Annotated in this window: 15 protein-coding genes; 5 read left to right on the top strand and 10 right to left on the bottom strand. The window is 44.1% G+C overall.

From position 1 onward, the window contains the following. From QUB63_RS28875 to QUB63_RS28865, 3 genes are all read right to left on the bottom strand, one after another. The gene (locus tag QUB63_RS28875; RefSeq protein WP_332948808.1) at positions 1–333 is read right to left on the bottom strand and encodes a hypothetical protein; all 333 of its coding nucleotides are present in this window, start codon (positions 331–333) and stop codon (positions 1–3) included. Positions 334–845: 512 nt separating this feature from the next. Then, a complete protein-coding gene (locus QUB63_RS28870; protein WP_332948825.1) occupies positions 846–2,012 on the bottom strand; it encodes a CHAT domain-containing protein in 1,167 nt (388 codons plus the stop codon). Between the two features lie 36 nt (positions 2,013–2,048). Continuing rightward, on the bottom strand, positions 2,049–4,085 hold the full coding sequence (locus QUB63_RS28865) for a tetratricopeptide repeat protein (RefSeq protein ID WP_332948807.1): 2,037 nt from the start codon (positions 4,083–4,085) through the stop codon (positions 2,049–2,051). A 249-nt stretch (positions 4,086–4,334) separates the two neighbouring features. Between QUB63_RS28865 and QUB63_RS28860 the strand changes: the two genes are divergently transcribed. Together QUB63_RS28860 and QUB63_RS28855 are read left to right on the top strand one after the other, a co-directional pair. Continuing rightward, positions 4,335–4,586, top strand: a complete 252-nt coding sequence (locus QUB63_RS28860) for a hypothetical protein (protein ID WP_332948806.1) — start codon at positions 4,335–4,337, stop codon at positions 4,584–4,586. Then, positions 4,583–4,930, top strand: a complete 348-nt coding sequence (locus QUB63_RS28855) for a type II toxin-antitoxin system PemK/MazF family toxin (RefSeq protein WP_332948805.1) — start codon at positions 4,583–4,585, stop codon at positions 4,928–4,930. The genes QUB63_RS28860 and QUB63_RS28855 overlap by 4 nt, the downstream gene beginning before the upstream one ends. A 446-nt stretch (positions 4,931–5,376) precedes the next feature. On the opposite strand, the gene QUB63_RS28850 is transcribed toward QUB63_RS28855, so the two are convergent. Next, positions 5,377–6,591: an acetate kinase gene (locus QUB63_RS28850; RefSeq protein ID WP_332948804.1), complete on the bottom strand. Its 1,215-nt coding sequence runs from the start codon at positions 6,589–6,591 to the stop codon at positions 5,377–5,379. A 316-nt stretch (positions 6,592–6,907) separates the two neighbouring features. Here QUB63_RS28850 and psaK point away from each other — a divergent pair, with 316 nt between their 5' ends. After that, the gene (gene psaK / locus QUB63_RS28845; protein WP_332948803.1) at positions 6,908–7,168 is read left to right on the top strand and encodes a photosystem I reaction center subunit PsaK; all 261 of its coding nucleotides are present in this window, start codon (positions 6,908–6,910) and stop codon (positions 7,166–7,168) included. A 45-nt stretch (positions 7,169–7,213) separates the two neighbouring features. Here psaK and QUB63_RS28840 read toward each other — a convergent pair whose 3' ends face one another. From QUB63_RS28840 to QUB63_RS28830, 3 genes are all read right to left on the bottom strand, one after another. Beyond that, positions 7,214–7,855, bottom strand: coding sequence for a histidine phosphatase family protein (locus tag QUB63_RS28840; protein ID WP_332948802.1), 642 nt, complete (start codon positions 7,853–7,855; stop codon positions 7,214–7,216). A 141-nt stretch (positions 7,856–7,996) separates the two neighbouring features. Then, positions 7,997–8,689 carry a DUF3226 domain-containing protein gene (locus tag QUB63_RS28835; protein ID WP_332948801.1) on the bottom strand — a complete coding sequence of 231 codons (693 nt, stop codon included), beginning with the start codon at positions 8,687–8,689 and terminating at the stop codon, positions 7,997–7,999. Next, positions 8,682–9,707, bottom strand: a complete 1,026-nt coding sequence (locus tag QUB63_RS28830; protein ID WP_332948800.1) for an AAA family ATPase — start codon at positions 9,705–9,707, stop codon at positions 8,682–8,684. The genes QUB63_RS28835 and QUB63_RS28830 overlap by 8 nt, the downstream gene beginning before the upstream one ends. 98 nt (positions 9,708–9,805) lie before the next feature. Here QUB63_RS28830 and QUB63_RS28825 point away from each other — a divergent pair, with 98 nt between their 5' ends. Then, on the top strand, positions 9,806–10,033 hold the full coding sequence (locus tag QUB63_RS28825; protein ID WP_332948799.1) for a DUF433 domain-containing protein: 228 nt from the start codon (positions 9,806–9,808) through the stop codon (positions 10,031–10,033). Further along, entirely contained in the window at positions 10,030–10,353 is a 324-nt protein-coding gene (locus QUB63_RS28820) for a hypothetical protein (RefSeq protein ID WP_332948798.1), read from the top strand. The genes QUB63_RS28825 and QUB63_RS28820 overlap by 4 nt, the downstream gene beginning before the upstream one ends. A gap of 149 nt (positions 10,354–10,502) precedes the next feature. Here QUB63_RS28820 and QUB63_RS28815 read toward each other — a convergent pair whose 3' ends face one another. The 3 genes from QUB63_RS28815 to QUB63_RS28805 form a co-directional block, all read right to left on the bottom strand. Beyond that, positions 10,503–12,977 carry a phosphoketolase family protein gene (locus tag QUB63_RS28815; protein WP_332948797.1) on the bottom strand — a complete coding sequence of 825 codons (2,475 nt, stop codon included), beginning with the start codon at positions 12,975–12,977 and terminating at the stop codon, positions 10,503–10,505. A gap of 460 nt (positions 12,978–13,437) precedes the next feature. Further along, the gene (locus tag QUB63_RS28810) at positions 13,438–13,875 is read right to left on the bottom strand and encodes a hypothetical protein (RefSeq protein ID WP_332948796.1); all 438 of its coding nucleotides are present in this window, start codon (positions 13,873–13,875) and stop codon (positions 13,438–13,440) included. Between the two features lie 7 nt (positions 13,876–13,882). Continuing rightward, the gene (locus QUB63_RS28805) at positions 13,883–15,172 is read right to left on the bottom strand and encodes an AAA family ATPase (protein WP_332948795.1); all 1,290 of its coding nucleotides are present in this window, start codon (positions 15,170–15,172) and stop codon (positions 13,883–13,885) included. Positions 15,173–15,374: the final 202 nt, after the last annotated feature.

The raw sequence follows: 15,374 nt of genomic DNA, 5'->3' as shown, positions 1-15,374 counted from the left end.
TTATTGGCGCGGTGGCTGTGAATTGGGAAGGCGTTTTTTGAGGTTTTCGGGTAATTCTGGATAGCGATTTGATAGCCTTGGTTCTTGCTGTTCTTTTTTGGTGGGTTGTGGGTCTGGCTTTCTAGCCATTAAATTGATCTCATCTGTTATTTTAGGATAGTCTGCACACCAATTGCCAATGGCATCAGCTACTTCCTTGTTGGATGAATCCGCCATCTGGGATATCGTATTGCTGAGATTTTCTAAAGCATCAACCGCCCCGAATTGTTCAAATATTTCGGGTTTGGTTTCAAAGACTTTTAGGAAACCTGAAATAAATTCTTCGTCTGTCATGGTTAATTTGTCCTTTAATTAAATTTAGGGGCGGGTTTTTGGGATTTGTGGTGTGGTTTCACAGACTGTCGCGAAGGGCCCCTACAGGAATTATATCTATTTTATGCAGGATCAAATCACCCATTTCAACAAATTTGTAGGGGCGGGTTCGCCGAGATTTATGAATCAAAACCAACCAACTCATAAACCCGCCCCCACCCCATCAACCAACTCATAAACCCGCCCCCACCACACGATGAGGCCGGGGCGGGTTTTGGGGATTTACGGTGTGGTTTCAAAAACATCGGCGAACCCGCCCCTACAGCAATTATATCTATTTTATGCAGGATTAAATCACCCATTTCGATAAATTTGTAGGGGCGGGTTCGCCGAAATTTATGAATCTAAACCAACCAACTAATAAACCCGCCCCCACCCATGCAAAAACTCAAGTCAAAGAAACCGGGTTTCTTGCGAGAAATCTCAAGTAAAACCGAAAATCTCCGAAGAAACCCGGTTTCTGATACCCACGCTTATTGCCCAACTGCACAGAAAGCCGCCCAATACATAGGGGATTTATAAGGTTGATAATCCTGTTTGTAACCGCGACTGTATCTGTTTTGAATTTTCTCCTTGTGTTCGCTACTCAGCAACTCCGAGGCTGCTACCCATTTTAGCAAATCTCCTACACTTAAATCCCGCAGCCACAACTGAGACTCGCGCAACGCAATCGCCACAGGAGGCAGACTTTCTGAACGCAAAAGCTCATAAAATTTTATCATTAAAATCGCGGTAGATACGTCATTGACAGCCCACAAAGTGCTGAGTACACTCGTCGCCCCGGCATAGAAAAAACCGCTAGTCAATCCGATATATTCATCTGTGGTATTCCTGGCATCGGTTAACCCAGTTTCGCAGGCAGAAAGGGCTACTAAACGGCACTTACTTAACTGCAAATCAAAGATTTCTGTCAGCGTCAGGCATTTTGCGATGTGGAAGGTTTCGCCTCGGCGGGAACGGATATAACGCCTTTCCTCGGAGGGAACCCCCCCCAGCCCCCCCTTGCTAAGGGGGGGAGTTTCTTTACCTTGTATCTCGCCACTTATTAAGGATAAATCTTCTCCTGTCTCGCCACTTACCAAGGGGAAATCCTCTCTTGTCTCTCCCCTTAGCAAGGGGGGATTAAGGGGGGTTACTTTTGCACCGGCTAGGATTAATGCGGATTTTTCGGGATTGAGAAAGTCGAAAAAGCCGTGACAGGAAAAGTGGGCAATGTCGGCATTTTGCAAGCTGGCAATTTGTTGCAGCAATCCTGTTTTGCTGGCGTTTGGCCGACTCAATATTTCGGCGGGATTGAAGGATTTGGCAATGGCTTCGACTTCGATGTCGGTGAAGTCTAAATCTTCTGTGGGGTTTTGGATGGCAAAAAATCTGCTGGGTGATGAGTCTTCGACAGTCAGATTTTCCCGCTGAGATAATTGCAACAGTTGGCAACTGGGTGTGTATCTCACGCCGCCTGAAAAAAGTTCGAGAAGACATCCAGTTTCTACGGTTTTGTCGGATTTTTGTCGGCTGCTGGTGAGGGCGTGTAGGGGGAATAGGTGCAAGTATCGGAAGGGAACTAATATTAATTTTTGGCAGTTTTCGGGGAGGCGAGAAATTATTTCGTCGATGTGCAGAATCTGGGCTAATTTTTCCAGGCGGGTTTCTAGTCGATTTCCCCAGTTGTCGGTTTCCTAGTCGGTGTAGTCATCGATATATTCCTGCTGAAATTCTTCTAATGCTTGCAAGTCTTGATAGGAAGATTCCCAGACATCGGGTGTGGTGGAGTCGCGGGTAATGATGAAAACTTTAAAGTTGTTGTAGGTAATGTACCATTCCAAAATTGCCTCATTTTCAGCTAGCAGGCTGCGAATTTCTGCAAAACTCATCCGCTGTACTCGATCGGGGAGGCTGCGGGCTTTGTGAAACAATTCTACGAGGTTTCGGGTTTTGCTGCGTTCGACATATTCTAGGGCGGCGGTGGAGTTTTCCATTTCTAGGCTAATTTTTACCATTATTTTATAAAGTTTATTCCATTGTTCTGCTAATTTCTGTCTGTCTTTTTCACCACCGATAATAATATCACTCCGTATTGATTCGACTGTCTCAATGACAGCATTAAAGGTATTGTAAGCTGTTGGAATTTGATAATTATCCCAGTAGGCAAGTCCCAGATTAAATAAGGTTTCAGCATAATTGATCGGAAATGCCTCGCGGGTGTAAATTGACAAAGCTGCTTGATAAGCGGAAATCGCCATTTCGAGATTATCCGCTGTTTTGCCTCTGATTTTGTTGCGGTAGGCATTCGCCAAATTATTTTGACTCCTTGCCCATTCAAAAGGAAATGCCTCACGAGTGTAAACCTTTAATGATTCCCGATAAAATCCGATCGCTCTTTCAAGATTCTCCGCTTTTTCTCCTCTGATTCTGTAGAGGTAGACATTCGCTAAATTATTTTGAGTATTGGCCCATTCAAAGGGAAATGCCTCGCGGGTATAAACCTCTAATGATTCCTGAAAAGTGGCGAGCGCTTTTTCGAGATTCTCCGCTTTTTCTCCTCTGATTCTGTCGCGGTAGGCATTCGCCAAATTATTTTGATTCCCGGCCCACTCTTTTGGATATTCCTCGCGGATGTAAACTTCCAATGATTCCTCATAAGTAGCTATCGCTTTTTCGAGATTATCTGCTTTTTCCCCTCTGATTCTGTTGCTGTAGGTCGCCGCCAAATTATTTTGACTCCTTGCCCATTCAAAGGGAAATGCCTCGCGAGTGTAAACCTCTAATGATTCCTGATAAAATCCGATCGCTTTTTCGAGATTCTCCGCTTTTTCGCCCATGATTCTGTCGTTGTAGGAAATCCCCAAATTATTTTTAGCCGTTGCCCATTCAAAGGGAAATGCCTCGCGGCTCCAAACCTCTAATGATTCCTGATAAAATGCGATCGAGATTTCTAGATTATCAGATTTTTCGCCGATGATTCTGTTGCGGTAGGCAACCGCCAAATTATTTTGAGTCATTGCCCAATTTTCAGGAAATGCTTCGCGGGTGTAAACTTGTAACGATGCTTGATAAGTGGCAATCGCTTTTTCGAGATTCTCCGCTTTTTTCCCTCTGATTCTGTCGTTATAGGCAATCCCCAAATTATTGTTAGTTTCTGCCCAATTCTCAGCATATTCTTGACGGGTAAAAACTGTCATTGCAACTTCATAACCTGCAATGGCAATTTCCAAATTACTCGCCCTGCTGCCTAAAGAAAAGTCCGCCATTGCATTACTGAAATTCCCAACGACTCCTATTATATAAATTTGTTTTTTTTTATCTAAATATGGTAAATTTTCTCTCGCCCAATTTTGCAAAACCGCAGCCAAATTATCATTAATCAAGTTGAGATTATCCCGCAGCAGGGAATAAATTACATTACGATCGCCCTGGCTATCTTGCGTAGCCTGCAATACTTCCATTAAGAATTCGATGTAAGTAGAGGGTGACGATTTATTTATAAGTGTATTATTGTAAATACCTAGGAGATACCTTGCAATAGTCATTAAAGAATTAGCATCATCCAGGTTGTTAAAACTTCTCAGATCATTTGCCCTCTCTAGCATTACCTGCACCAACCCCACATCAACTAACTCGGAGTTTGCCTGCAAAATTTGGCTTTCCTCTCCGTTGATGCAATCTAGTAGCGATCGAATCAGATTGAGATAAGCTTGGCGGCGTTCTTCGTTCATCGCTGACAACCCATGTTTTTATAATTTTACATTCTTTGTGGGGTAAAAACAAGGGGAAAACCCGACTTTCTGAATCGTCTGGAGTAGGTGGAGTGTGTGTCATAAGCTGCTACGCAACTATGTCGTATAATATAGAGACAAGATAAGTAAGCGATCGCGCCTAATAATAAATCTATTCGCAATGGGCGCAACCTCATTCAAAAACATCTGGATAATTTGCGATCGTGCAAAAAACAAGAGGAAACTAAAATGATTTCACAAACTTTAGTAGAAATTGAACGTTCTATTAGTTCCCTGTCCGTAGAAGAACAACTTTGGCTGCTGGAACGTATCGCTTGCCGAGTACGAGAGAAAACTCACATAGCTAATAAACTCGCTAATGCTAAATCCCTGGAGGCAGAGATAGCCGAGATGGCAAGCGATCCAGAGATTCAAGTTGAAATTGCTGCGATCGATCGAGAGTTCATTGTGGCAGAAATGGATGGTTTAGAAGCGCTATGAGCATTCAGCGAGGGAAAATTTATTTTGTCAATCTTAACCCAGTTCATGGAAGAGAACAAGCTGGAATGCGACCTGTTTTGGTGCTTTCCATTGATACTATTAACCAGTCACCCTTAGTTGTTACTGTCATTGTAGGCACTAAAGGAACTAATATTCACCGCGAATATAGAACCAATGTGCGTGTTTCTGCGTCTGAAAGTGGCTTGCTAATAGAAACTGTTTTCCTCTGTTTTCAGATTCGATCTTTGGATAAAGAGCGATTTTCTACGGATTCAGCAGGGGAACTTTCCGCAGAAAAAATGTTAGAAGTTGAATCGGCGGTTCGTTACTGTTTTGGTTTATAGCTCAACACAGTTCAGTTAACGCCGTAGAGTTGCTCGAATTGATCTCGTAACTGAGTTAAAATAGTCTGGAGCTTATTGTTGACGTTCATATTGGTTGTGGTGGATGCTGGAAGGGCGATCGGGCTTGTCAATCTATCTACAGAGTATAGTCTCAATGTACAAAACTCGGCACTTCACCCCGCACTCTTCAACCGGCGTCCGGCGGGTTTCGTATGTGTAGACGCGGTTTCAACCGCCGTATCAACCGCCGAAAAAACCCCGAACTCTTCAACCGGCGTCCGGCGGGTTTCGTATGTGTAGACGCGGTTTCAACCGCCGTCTCAACCGCCGTCTCAACCGTGCAATCTTCTACCCGCGCAGGCGGGTTTCGTATGTGTAGACGCGGTTTCAACCGCCGTCTCAACCGCCGTCTCAACCCCCGTCTCAACCGCCGAAAAAACCCCGAATCATCTGCGAGAAATATCCCAACATTCTCGCGCAATCTCCCAATCTTCCTGAGTGTGAATCACCAAAACTCGCACCGCAGAATCAACCGCCGCAATATCATCATCAACCGGCGAATTCAAATTCTTCTCCCCATCCAGCCTTAACCCAATAAACCCAAAAGCTTCGCAAGCCGCAGCCCTGACAACAGCCGAATTTTCCCCAACACCCGCAGTAAAAATCAAAGCATCCAACCCGCCCAAACTCGCCAACATCGCCCCGATACCGGCCCGCAAACGGTGCACGTAAATATCCAAAGCAAGTTGAGCCCGAGAATTGCCATTTGCGATCGCCTCTCCAACCTGCCGCATATCGCTAGAAACCCCAGAAATCCCCTTCAAACCAGAATTCCGATTCAGAATATTATCTAGTTCCTCAGCAGTAAAGTGCGATCGCCTTAACAGATGAATTATGATACCAGGATCGATCGCACCCGATCGACTCCCCATCATCAAACCATCCAAAGGAGTAAAACCCATAGTAGTGTCAACACTCCGGCCGCCGCGAACCGCCGCCAGAGAGCACCCGTTGCCCAAATGACAGGTAATCAGGCGCAAATCGGCAGAAGCGCGGTTCAGAATTTCAGCCGCCCTGCGAGCGCAATATTGATGGCTAATGCCGTGAAAACCGTAGCGGCGAATCCCGTTTTCCAGCCATTCGTAGGGGCCGGGATAAACATACGCAGCGGGCGGCAAATCCGAGTGAAAAGCTGTATCAAAAACTGCGACTTGCGGCACATTTCCGAGGATTTTCTCAATTGCTTCGATACCTTCCAAGTTAACCGGATTGTGGACGGGAGCAAACTCAGATAAACGGGAAATTTCCTGTTTTACTTCGGGCGAAATCAGCGTACTTTGCTGATAGTTTTGCCCGCCGTGAACGACGCGGTGGCCGACAATATCAATTTCGTTTAAACTCTTAATAACTTGAGTTTTCCCCTGCCGCAGAGTCTCCAGCATTCGAGCGATCGCCCCGGCGCGAGAATCTGAGGCGAATTCTTCCTCAAGCGTATGCCCAGCAGCAGTTTTGACCTGCAACTCCCCCGCACCTCCGCGGTGAGTCCAGTCTATTTTTGCTTCCCAGAGAGGTTCGGGCGGGCGATCGGCAATGGGGTCATTTAGTTCGTAAAAGCAGCTTTTGTGACTGCTAGAACCTGCGTTTAAAACTAAGATTTTCATGGTAATGGGTAATAGGTAATTGGTAATTGGTAATTGGTAATTGGTAATTGGTAATTGGTAATTGGTAATTCAGGGCTTACGCACTCCGATCTCAGAAACCGGGTTTTTACCTTTTCTGTCGGTGGTAACCAAGTATTTTGTTAAAAAACCCGGTTTCTGGCTACCCGTATTGATTGTTAGCTGTGAACTCATGACAATTTTATTAAGAAACTTATCAAAATGTTAAGTATTAATGCAATCTGTAGCCAAGCGTTGCAGTAGTTTGATATACCTTCATCATCAGATTTTCATTGACTAAAGTTTAAGGAGCCGATCGATGTTTACACCAATTTTACTTGCCACTGTCGCCAGAACCATAGAGTGGAGCCCCACGACCGGTTTGATTATGATTCTTTGCAATATTTTAGCTATTGCGATCGGCAAATCAACCATCCAAAAGCCTCACACAGGCCCAGCCGCGCCCTCATCGGGTTTGGTCGGCGGCTTAAGTTTGGGTGCACTTGTGGGAAGTCTCTGCTTCGGTCATATTTTGGGAACGGGTACGATTTTAGGATTGTCTTACATAGGCGCGATTTAGTTTCAGACGCTCCGGGTGCGCAGTGTGCGCACCTTACCCGCAATTTCAAGTACCGGGTAAATTGCGGAGATTTTCATCCAGGTGCGATCGATCGCCCAAAACCTCCAGCATAGGCCCGCGCACATCAAACTTGACAATACTAATAGAAGCTGCTAAAGCGGCAATGCGATTGCGATAACTTCCCAAATCAATCCCCAACAAACTGCACAGAATAATCCGAATAGTCGCCTTGTGCGAAACCACCAAAACATTACCATTCTTGTACTTTTCCTGAATTTCTGCGATGACTAAGGACGATCGGCTAGCAATTTCCACGGAAGTTTCGCCGCCATTCGTCGGTGCATTCCAAGCAGGTTCAGTCAGCCAGTTAATATAATCTTCTTCGTAGTCTTTTTTGACCGCTTCTACTGTTTTGCCTTCCCAGTCACCGTAATTAATCTCCCTCAGTCCGTCGCGAAGCTGCATTTCAATTCCCACAGCATCGCACAAAGGTTTTGCAGTAGCAATTGTGCGTTTCATCGGACTGACATAAACAGCATTCCAAGGCAATTTTGCGTAAGTGGCGGCAAACTGTTCTGCCATTTGAGAACCTGCGGGCGTTAATTCTGGGTCGATCGCGCCGCAGAAACCGCCTGTTTGGCTGTAAGTCGTTTCACCGTGTCGTACAAAGTAGATTTTTAAGCTCATATAGATATCTTATTTGATTGGTGAACGGGATTTTTTTTGATTAACGACAGAGGGCGCAGAGGGCGCAGAGTCAGATAAGAGAGAGATGAATTATTTCGATACCAACGGATTTGATATTAATTGTATGTGATTTTTACTATCTTAGCAAAAGAGTTTAAAAAACTCCTTCAAATCATCAAGTGCAGGATTATCCCAATTCCAAATATCTTTTTTGTGTTCCATAACATAATCAAACCCAGACATACTGCATTTTTTTCCAGCTTGCGTCTGTTCCTGATTTGAGCAAGTATCATACCTGAGATAGATGCTCACCCAGAATTTATCAAAATCTTTGCGGTCGATTTCCTGTCCCTGGCTTTCTATGCAAGTTTTCCAGCTATTCAAACAATCAGCATGAGGTGATTCTCTAGCCTTTATTGCCTTTAAAAGCGTTTCCAGTTCGCCTTTACCTTCAACATTTGTAAAGTAACAAGCCAATTTGGCCTTTGTTCCATTATCTCCACCAATATCTATAAATTGTTTAGTGCTTGACAATGTTTCTGATTCAGTTCCCAACCCATTTTTTATACAGTTGTTTACCAATCCCAGCCGCTCTTGCTCTGAATAGTTATCGATATCAATAATAATCCCTATTTTTTTTACCCCTTTTTTTGGAATCTCTGCTTTTAAATTTTTTAAAGCAGAGATTAACTTTGTTTCGTCCAAGCCGTCCAAACTTTTATAATCATCTATATAAATAGGTGATGCTACCTGGAGATCGCAGTTTAGTTTCTCAACCATTGCCTGCATGAAAATTCTATCATTTTTACTTTCTACTATGACAATATTACTCACCTCTCACTCCTTCTTGATGCTCTAGTGCGTAATTCAAAGTTTCCAAATCGCGCCGAATTCCGATTATTTGATCTGTTTTCCATTTCTTTGCCATTTCAAAATATGCGCTGCTGCATTCCTGATTTGGTTCTAAACCCACATCAGCAAATGCTTGAAGCATCTCTAAACTGTGAGTTGTAGCAAAAATCTGGGTATCCAGTTCAACCGCCAACCGAAATAACACTCTCCAAAACTCCCGCTGGCTTGTATAATGTATGCCATTTTCTATCTCATCGATTAGCAAGATTTTATATTTATTATTTACCAGTTTAAGAATAACGTATGCCACTCTATTCATTGCATCTCCAAACAATGAGAGAGGCAAACGCTTTTCGCCTTTTCTTCTCAAGTAGAGCGTGGGTTCTCCAATCAAAAAACTCTCTACAGATTCGATCGCAGGGTCTAGAATTTGAAAAGCTTTCAAAACTTCGCTATCTTTGTCATCCAAACGCGCGTTATCGTATGCTTCTGTGAGTTCTCTTCCCGAAATCATGATAAAGGAGGGAATGATTGGTACTTCGTCAGTAGTAGAACTGTTATCAGTAATTATTGGATCGCCGTAAGTATTTCTTAAACCTTGGGCACTAGCAACATAAGATGAGGAATTAGGTGTTCCCTTTTCGCTTTTTGTTAACTCAACAGTTATCCGAGATAGAGATGAATTAATTATTTTTACTTGTTCGGTATTATTATTGTCATCTTTTCCTAAAATTACTATAGGTCTATCTTTTCTTAGTGCATAGAATAAGTTATCCCAGGCTCTATTAGGCATGGCTTGTAGGGCTTCTGATGACTCCCTTCTCAGCTTTCTTAGTATTTCTAGACTGCTAGCTTGTGGATCAACATTGAGAAAAAGTGCTTCTAGCAAGGCTGTCTTGCCACCATTATTTTTACCGCCGATTAAATTGACTCTTTCAAACCCAGAAATTTTGGTGTTTTCAAAGCACCTAAAATTTTGGATTTCTATTTCTTTAAGCATTACAGCCTCTTTTGAATGTACAAATCATAAATCATTGTTGATTTATGCTAAGATAACTTACATATTATCTTGTTTTAATTGTATACTAAACGATCGCCATGCAGAATGTAGATCTATTTGAAGTCATTGAACGCGATCCAACCAAGGTGAGTGGTACATGGATATTTCGGGGAACGCGCGTACCTGTTGCCGCCTTTTTCGAGAACCTTAAAGATGGTGCCTCTATTGACCAGTTTCTCGAATGGTTTCCGGGAGTAACTCGCGCCCAAGTTGAGGTATTACTCGATCGCGCCCTAGCCTCAATAACGCAGATGGCGCAAGCATGAAGATATTGTTCGACCAAGGTACGCCAGTACCGTTGCGCGGCTCGTTGCTGGATCATAAAGTAGATACTGTTTATGAACGTGGATGGTCAACATTAGCAAATGGCAATCTGCTCGACACAGCCGAACGCGAGGGGTATAATCTGCTGGTCACGACCGATCGCAGATTGCGTTATCAACAAAACCTGACAAGCCGACAAATTACTGTTGTGGTTTTGCTGTCTGCATCTTGGCCGCGCATTCAAAGGCGTCAAGACCATATTCGGAACGCGATCGACACTATTGTTCCGGGCGCATACCTAGAAATTAAGATTGCTTGCTGAAGCTTTATTTAACTCATGTCACTCCCTATGATTGTCAAACTGAGGTGAAACCTCGATCGTGCGTAGGTTGTATACTCGCAAAATCGTTAATTTTCCCAGTGGTTGACAATCCTAGGGATGAGTAGCTTGTGCTCTACAAGCGATCGCACCTATGCAGGCGCACCCGATCGCACGGTTTGTTGTGCTGTCGCCGCCGGATCTTTCGTTTCCTGCGGCGGTTCCGGCGAAACCGGGCCCGCGTGCGGCCACTTCCAGTCGCGGATTTCCGGCATATCATCGCCGTGTTCGGTGATATACTGCCTGTGTTCGATCAGCTTGTCACGGATAGCTTGTTTGCCGTAAGCTGCTACAGAACTCAGTTTCGGAACGCGATCGAGTACATCTCCAACTAAATGGAATCGATCGAGGTCATTCATCACCACCATATCAAACGGCGTCGTAGTCGTTCCCTCTTCCTTGTAACCCCGAACGTGAATATTCGAGTGATTCGTGCGGCGGTAAGCCAATCGGTGAATCAGCCAAGGATAGCCGTGAAAAGCAAAAATCACCGGCTTATCTATCGTGAACAAAGCATCAAAATCCTTGTCAGACAAACCGTGAGGATGTTCGCTAGCAGGCTGAAGAGTCATCAAATCCACCACATTAACCACCCGCACTTTTAAATCGGGATAATCTCGGCGGAGAATGTCAACAGCAGCCAAAGTTTCCAGCGTCGGAATATCACCCGCGCAAGCCATCACCACATCCGGTTCGCCGCCTTTATCGTTGCTGGCCCACTCCCAAATGCCGATGCCGGCCGTACAGTGTTTAATCGCAGCATCCATATCCAAATACTGCAATGCCGGCTGCTTCCCTGCAATAATCACGTTGACATAATGGCGGCTGCGGAGACAGTGATCCGTTACTGACAGCAAAGTGTTCGCATCCGGCGGCAAATAAACCCGCACAACCTCCGCTTTCTTGTTAATTACGTGGTCGATAAAACCCGGATCTTGGTGAGAAAAACCGTTGTGGTCTTGCCGCCAAACGTGAGAAGTTAGCAGGTAGTTGAGAGAGGCGATCGATCGGCGCCAAGGAATGTCGTTAGTAGTTTTCAACCACTTGGCGTGTTGGTTGAACATCGAATCGATGATGTGAATAAACGCCTCGTAACAAGAGAAAAAGCCGTGGCGTCCCGTCAGCAAATAGCCTTCCAGCCATCCCTGACATAGATGTTCGCTGAGGACTTCCATCACCCGGCCGTCGGGGGAGATGTGGTCGTCTTCCGGCAAAATTTCCCCGGCCCACACCCGGTTCGTCACTTCAAACACCGGATCGAGGCGGTTTGAGGCCGTCTCGTCAGGCCCGACAATGCGGAAATTGGCGTTTTCCTGATTCAGTGTCATCACCTCTCGCAGGAAGCGGCCGCAAACGCGGGTTGCTTCTGCCATTACAGTGCCCGGTTTTTGCACGTCAACGGCATAGTCTTCAAATTCCGGCATTTTCAAGTCTCGCAGCAGCAGGCCGCCGTTAGCGTGGGGATTTGCCCCCATGCGCCGAGATCCCTTGGGTGCGAGTTCCGCCAATTCGGGAATTAATTTCCCCTTTTCGTCGAAGAGTTCTTCCGGCTTATAGCTTTTCATCCAATCTTCCAGGAGTTGGACGTGTCCCGGCTTAGAAGCCATTTCCGAAAGTGGGACTTGGTGCGATCGCCAATAATCCTCAGTTTTCTTACCGTCAACCTCCTTCGGCCCCGTCCAGCCTTTGGGAGTTTTCATCACAATCATCGGCCACTGGGGACGGCCCGAATAGCCCTCCGTCCGGGCTTTTTCCTGAATCGCCTTAATTTCGCCGATCGCGGTATCGAGAGTTGCAGCCATCAACTGGTGCATGGTTTCCGGGTCTGAACCTTCCACCCAATAAGGTTTGTAGCCGTAACCGACCATCAAACTTTCCAATTCCTCTTGCGGAATGCGGGCCAACAGCGTGGGATTGGCAATTTTGTAGCCGTTCAAGTGCAAAATCGGCAACACAGCCCCGTCGCGAACCGGGTTGAGAAACTTGTTAGAGTGCCAGCTAGCAGCTAGCGGGCCGGTTTCGGCTTCCCCGTCGCCGACAACGGCCGCCACTATCAAATCGGGATTGTCGAAGGCCGCCCCGTAAGCGTGGACGAGGGCGTAGCCGAGTTCGCCGCCTTCGTGAATCGAACCGGGGGTTTCCGGGGCGACGTGGCTGGGGATACCGCCGGGAAAGGAGAACTGTTTGAACAGCCGTTTGATACCCTCTTCATCTTGGGAAATGTTCGAGTAATATTCGCTGTAAGTTCCTTCGAGATAGGTGTTGGCGACCAAGCCCGGCCCGCCGTGTCCGGGGCCTGCGATGTAGATGGTGTTGAGGTCTTGGGCTTTGATGATGCGGTTGAGGTGAACGTAGATGAAGTTTAGCCCTGGAGTGGTGCCCCAATGTCCGAGGAGTCTCGGTTTGACGTGTTCGATTTTGAGGGGTTCTTTGAGTAGGGGGTTGTCGAGGAGATAGATTTGTCCGACGGATAGGTAGTTTGCCGCCCGCCAGTAGGCGTTCATTTTGTGTAGTTCTGAGTCGGAAAGCGGCTTTAATTGCGGGATCTCGGTTGTTCCTAGCATCATCAGCGATTGACTCCTGAGTTTTGGTTGTTTTGTAAAGTGCGATCGATATTAATTTGTTATCTGAGACTTTTTGTATTTAACCTCCATGTCTTCCACGCAAACTCTTGAATTCTAGCTCGTTTATGTCTACATTAAAGTTTAAATCAATGTTAATTTCTGGCTAAATATCGCACAATTCTGAGGGAAAAAAGGCGTAAAATTGCGGGGTTCAACGAATTCAGCAATAGAAAATAGGATTTACACAAAAGTTTTGGTAGGGTGTGCACTGCACACCGATCCGTAGTATATGTTGGGAGTGATGGGATTTGTTGTGGAATTCCCGAAAATATATTTCTTAAGGTAGATGTCAGAATTAATTATAATAAATACACACTCAAATTTAGTTGAAACAGGGCGATCGTCCGCTGACTCCTTTTCTGCTAAAGTTTTGTATGTTCGTCATATCAAAGTTCTCGTTAGTTTAGCTTGTGGGCGTACTTAAATCATACTCATCTTGAATATTCTTGATTCGGAAACTAGCATTAAATTTTTTCTTAAACTGACTTTGTAGCTGTTGTATACTTGTTGTTTGTTTTGGCACACGTGTAGACACGACAAAACATAGCTTCTTAATCTTTTGGGGATTTTCCGAAAGTAATTTAATAGTTGATTCTATTTGTTTAACCGCCTGTGCAATATCGCTTCCTTTCAACTCTACATATATTTCTACTGCATCACAAGGAATGAGTGCGTAGTCGCAACGCAAAGTCTCATTGTCACTAATAACGCAGCCATCAACCTTAATTTTTAATATTTCGTCTTGATTCGGGTTGAGGAACGTTATTTTACTTTTGTTTTCCTGCAAGACAATCTTGGTGTCGGATCTATGTTCCTCACAACACTCTGGAATACTTTTCATATACGATTCAAACTAAGTTGAGAAGTTGATCGAATTCAATAGCTAGTTCATCAGAAACAGAATCAATCACTCGCGCGTCAATCAACCCAGTATCAGGACACACAATAGTATTGCATTTTCCATCGCTCAAAACATAGGCTGAGATCTGGTCAACATCTAATGATTTGTATCTAGATACAATCTTTTCTAGTTGATGTTGTATATCTTCGCTGGACTCTTCATAAAGAAGCCCAGCCTGGAGCAGATTATTAAGTGCTGTCAGGACATAAGGACTATGGGTAGTTATAAAGAATTGAAGTTGCTCTTTGCGAGAATTAAAGACAGTAGCGATCAACTCGACAATATTACGCTGTGCGCTTGGAAATAAATGCGCTTCCGGCTCCTCAATATACACTGTCTGACCGACAGGAGGGGAAGCTAGAAAAGGTAGTGCCGCTAGAATAATTGTCAGAGGCAATGTTTCCTGTTGACCGGAAGATGAGTTGACAATATTCATGCGTCTTCCATCTGCGGCCTCCAGAAAATCTTTGCCTTTTTCCTGTATATGCTTACCACATAAAGACTGCTCTATTAGCCTGTTTATTTCCTCTAGTATATTTTTTGTATATTTATCATCAAGAGGAATATTATATTGTATACGCAAATTTTTTATCGTTTCGTATGTTGAGCCAAACGATCTTAGAAATGGATCTAAGGTATTATTGCTTGACAGAATAGAAAAAATATTGCTCTGAATATTAGAGAAAAATGAGCGGCCAGCAGGGATAAAAAGCTGATTGAAGGCTGCCTCTCGACCAATGGATCTACCTAAACTTTCTACTAAGTGTTCTTTTAAAATTTTTTGGTAAAAAAATAAACTATAAATAATATCAAAACTAGGAGCTATTCCAAGCCTTTTCTCTCTTGCTTTTTTGAGTAAATTGCGTAGGTCGGCCAATTCTTTCTTGAAAAAATCTGAATAGCTGAGGGAAATTCTACCTTTGGTATCCTGTTTTCTCCTAACTTCTATAAAAACATTGGAAATTTCATACCTGATGAAAAAATGTTGTTTTCCCCAACAATCAGGAGGAAAATATTCCTCAAACGTCTTGGAATAGTTTGAATCTAGATTGCGTTTTGTCTGCTCATTATTTACAACCGATAAAATTTCCCATACAAAGTTCTTAAAATAAAATAGAAGTTTAGCGCAAACGCTTTTACCACTAGCTTGAGGACCAATAAGTATATTTATTCGTTTGATTTCAATCTCCAAATCCTTGATGCCAGCAAAGTTTCTAACTATTAATTTTTCAGCCATAATTGAAATCAAGTATGGTAAGGGCTTGTGTCATCTTAACATACCAATTTAATTTTTATGGTTAAAGTTGTCACTTTTGTGTTAATAAACCGAATTAGTCACCCTAGGAAAAACCTCAAACAACTCTCATTAATATCAAGATGGATTTCTACCATTTGTACCAATATACTTTTGGATTACCGCAGTTTTTTCGTGAAAGTCG

Source organism: Microcoleus sp. ARI1-B5, from assembly GCF_036705795.1.
Classification (GTDB): domain Bacteria; phylum Cyanobacteriota; class Cyanobacteriia; order Cyanobacteriales; family Microcoleaceae; genus Microcoleus.
Note: the sequence above shows the minus strand (reverse complement) of the source record. Positions and strands in the feature narration are given on the sequence as shown.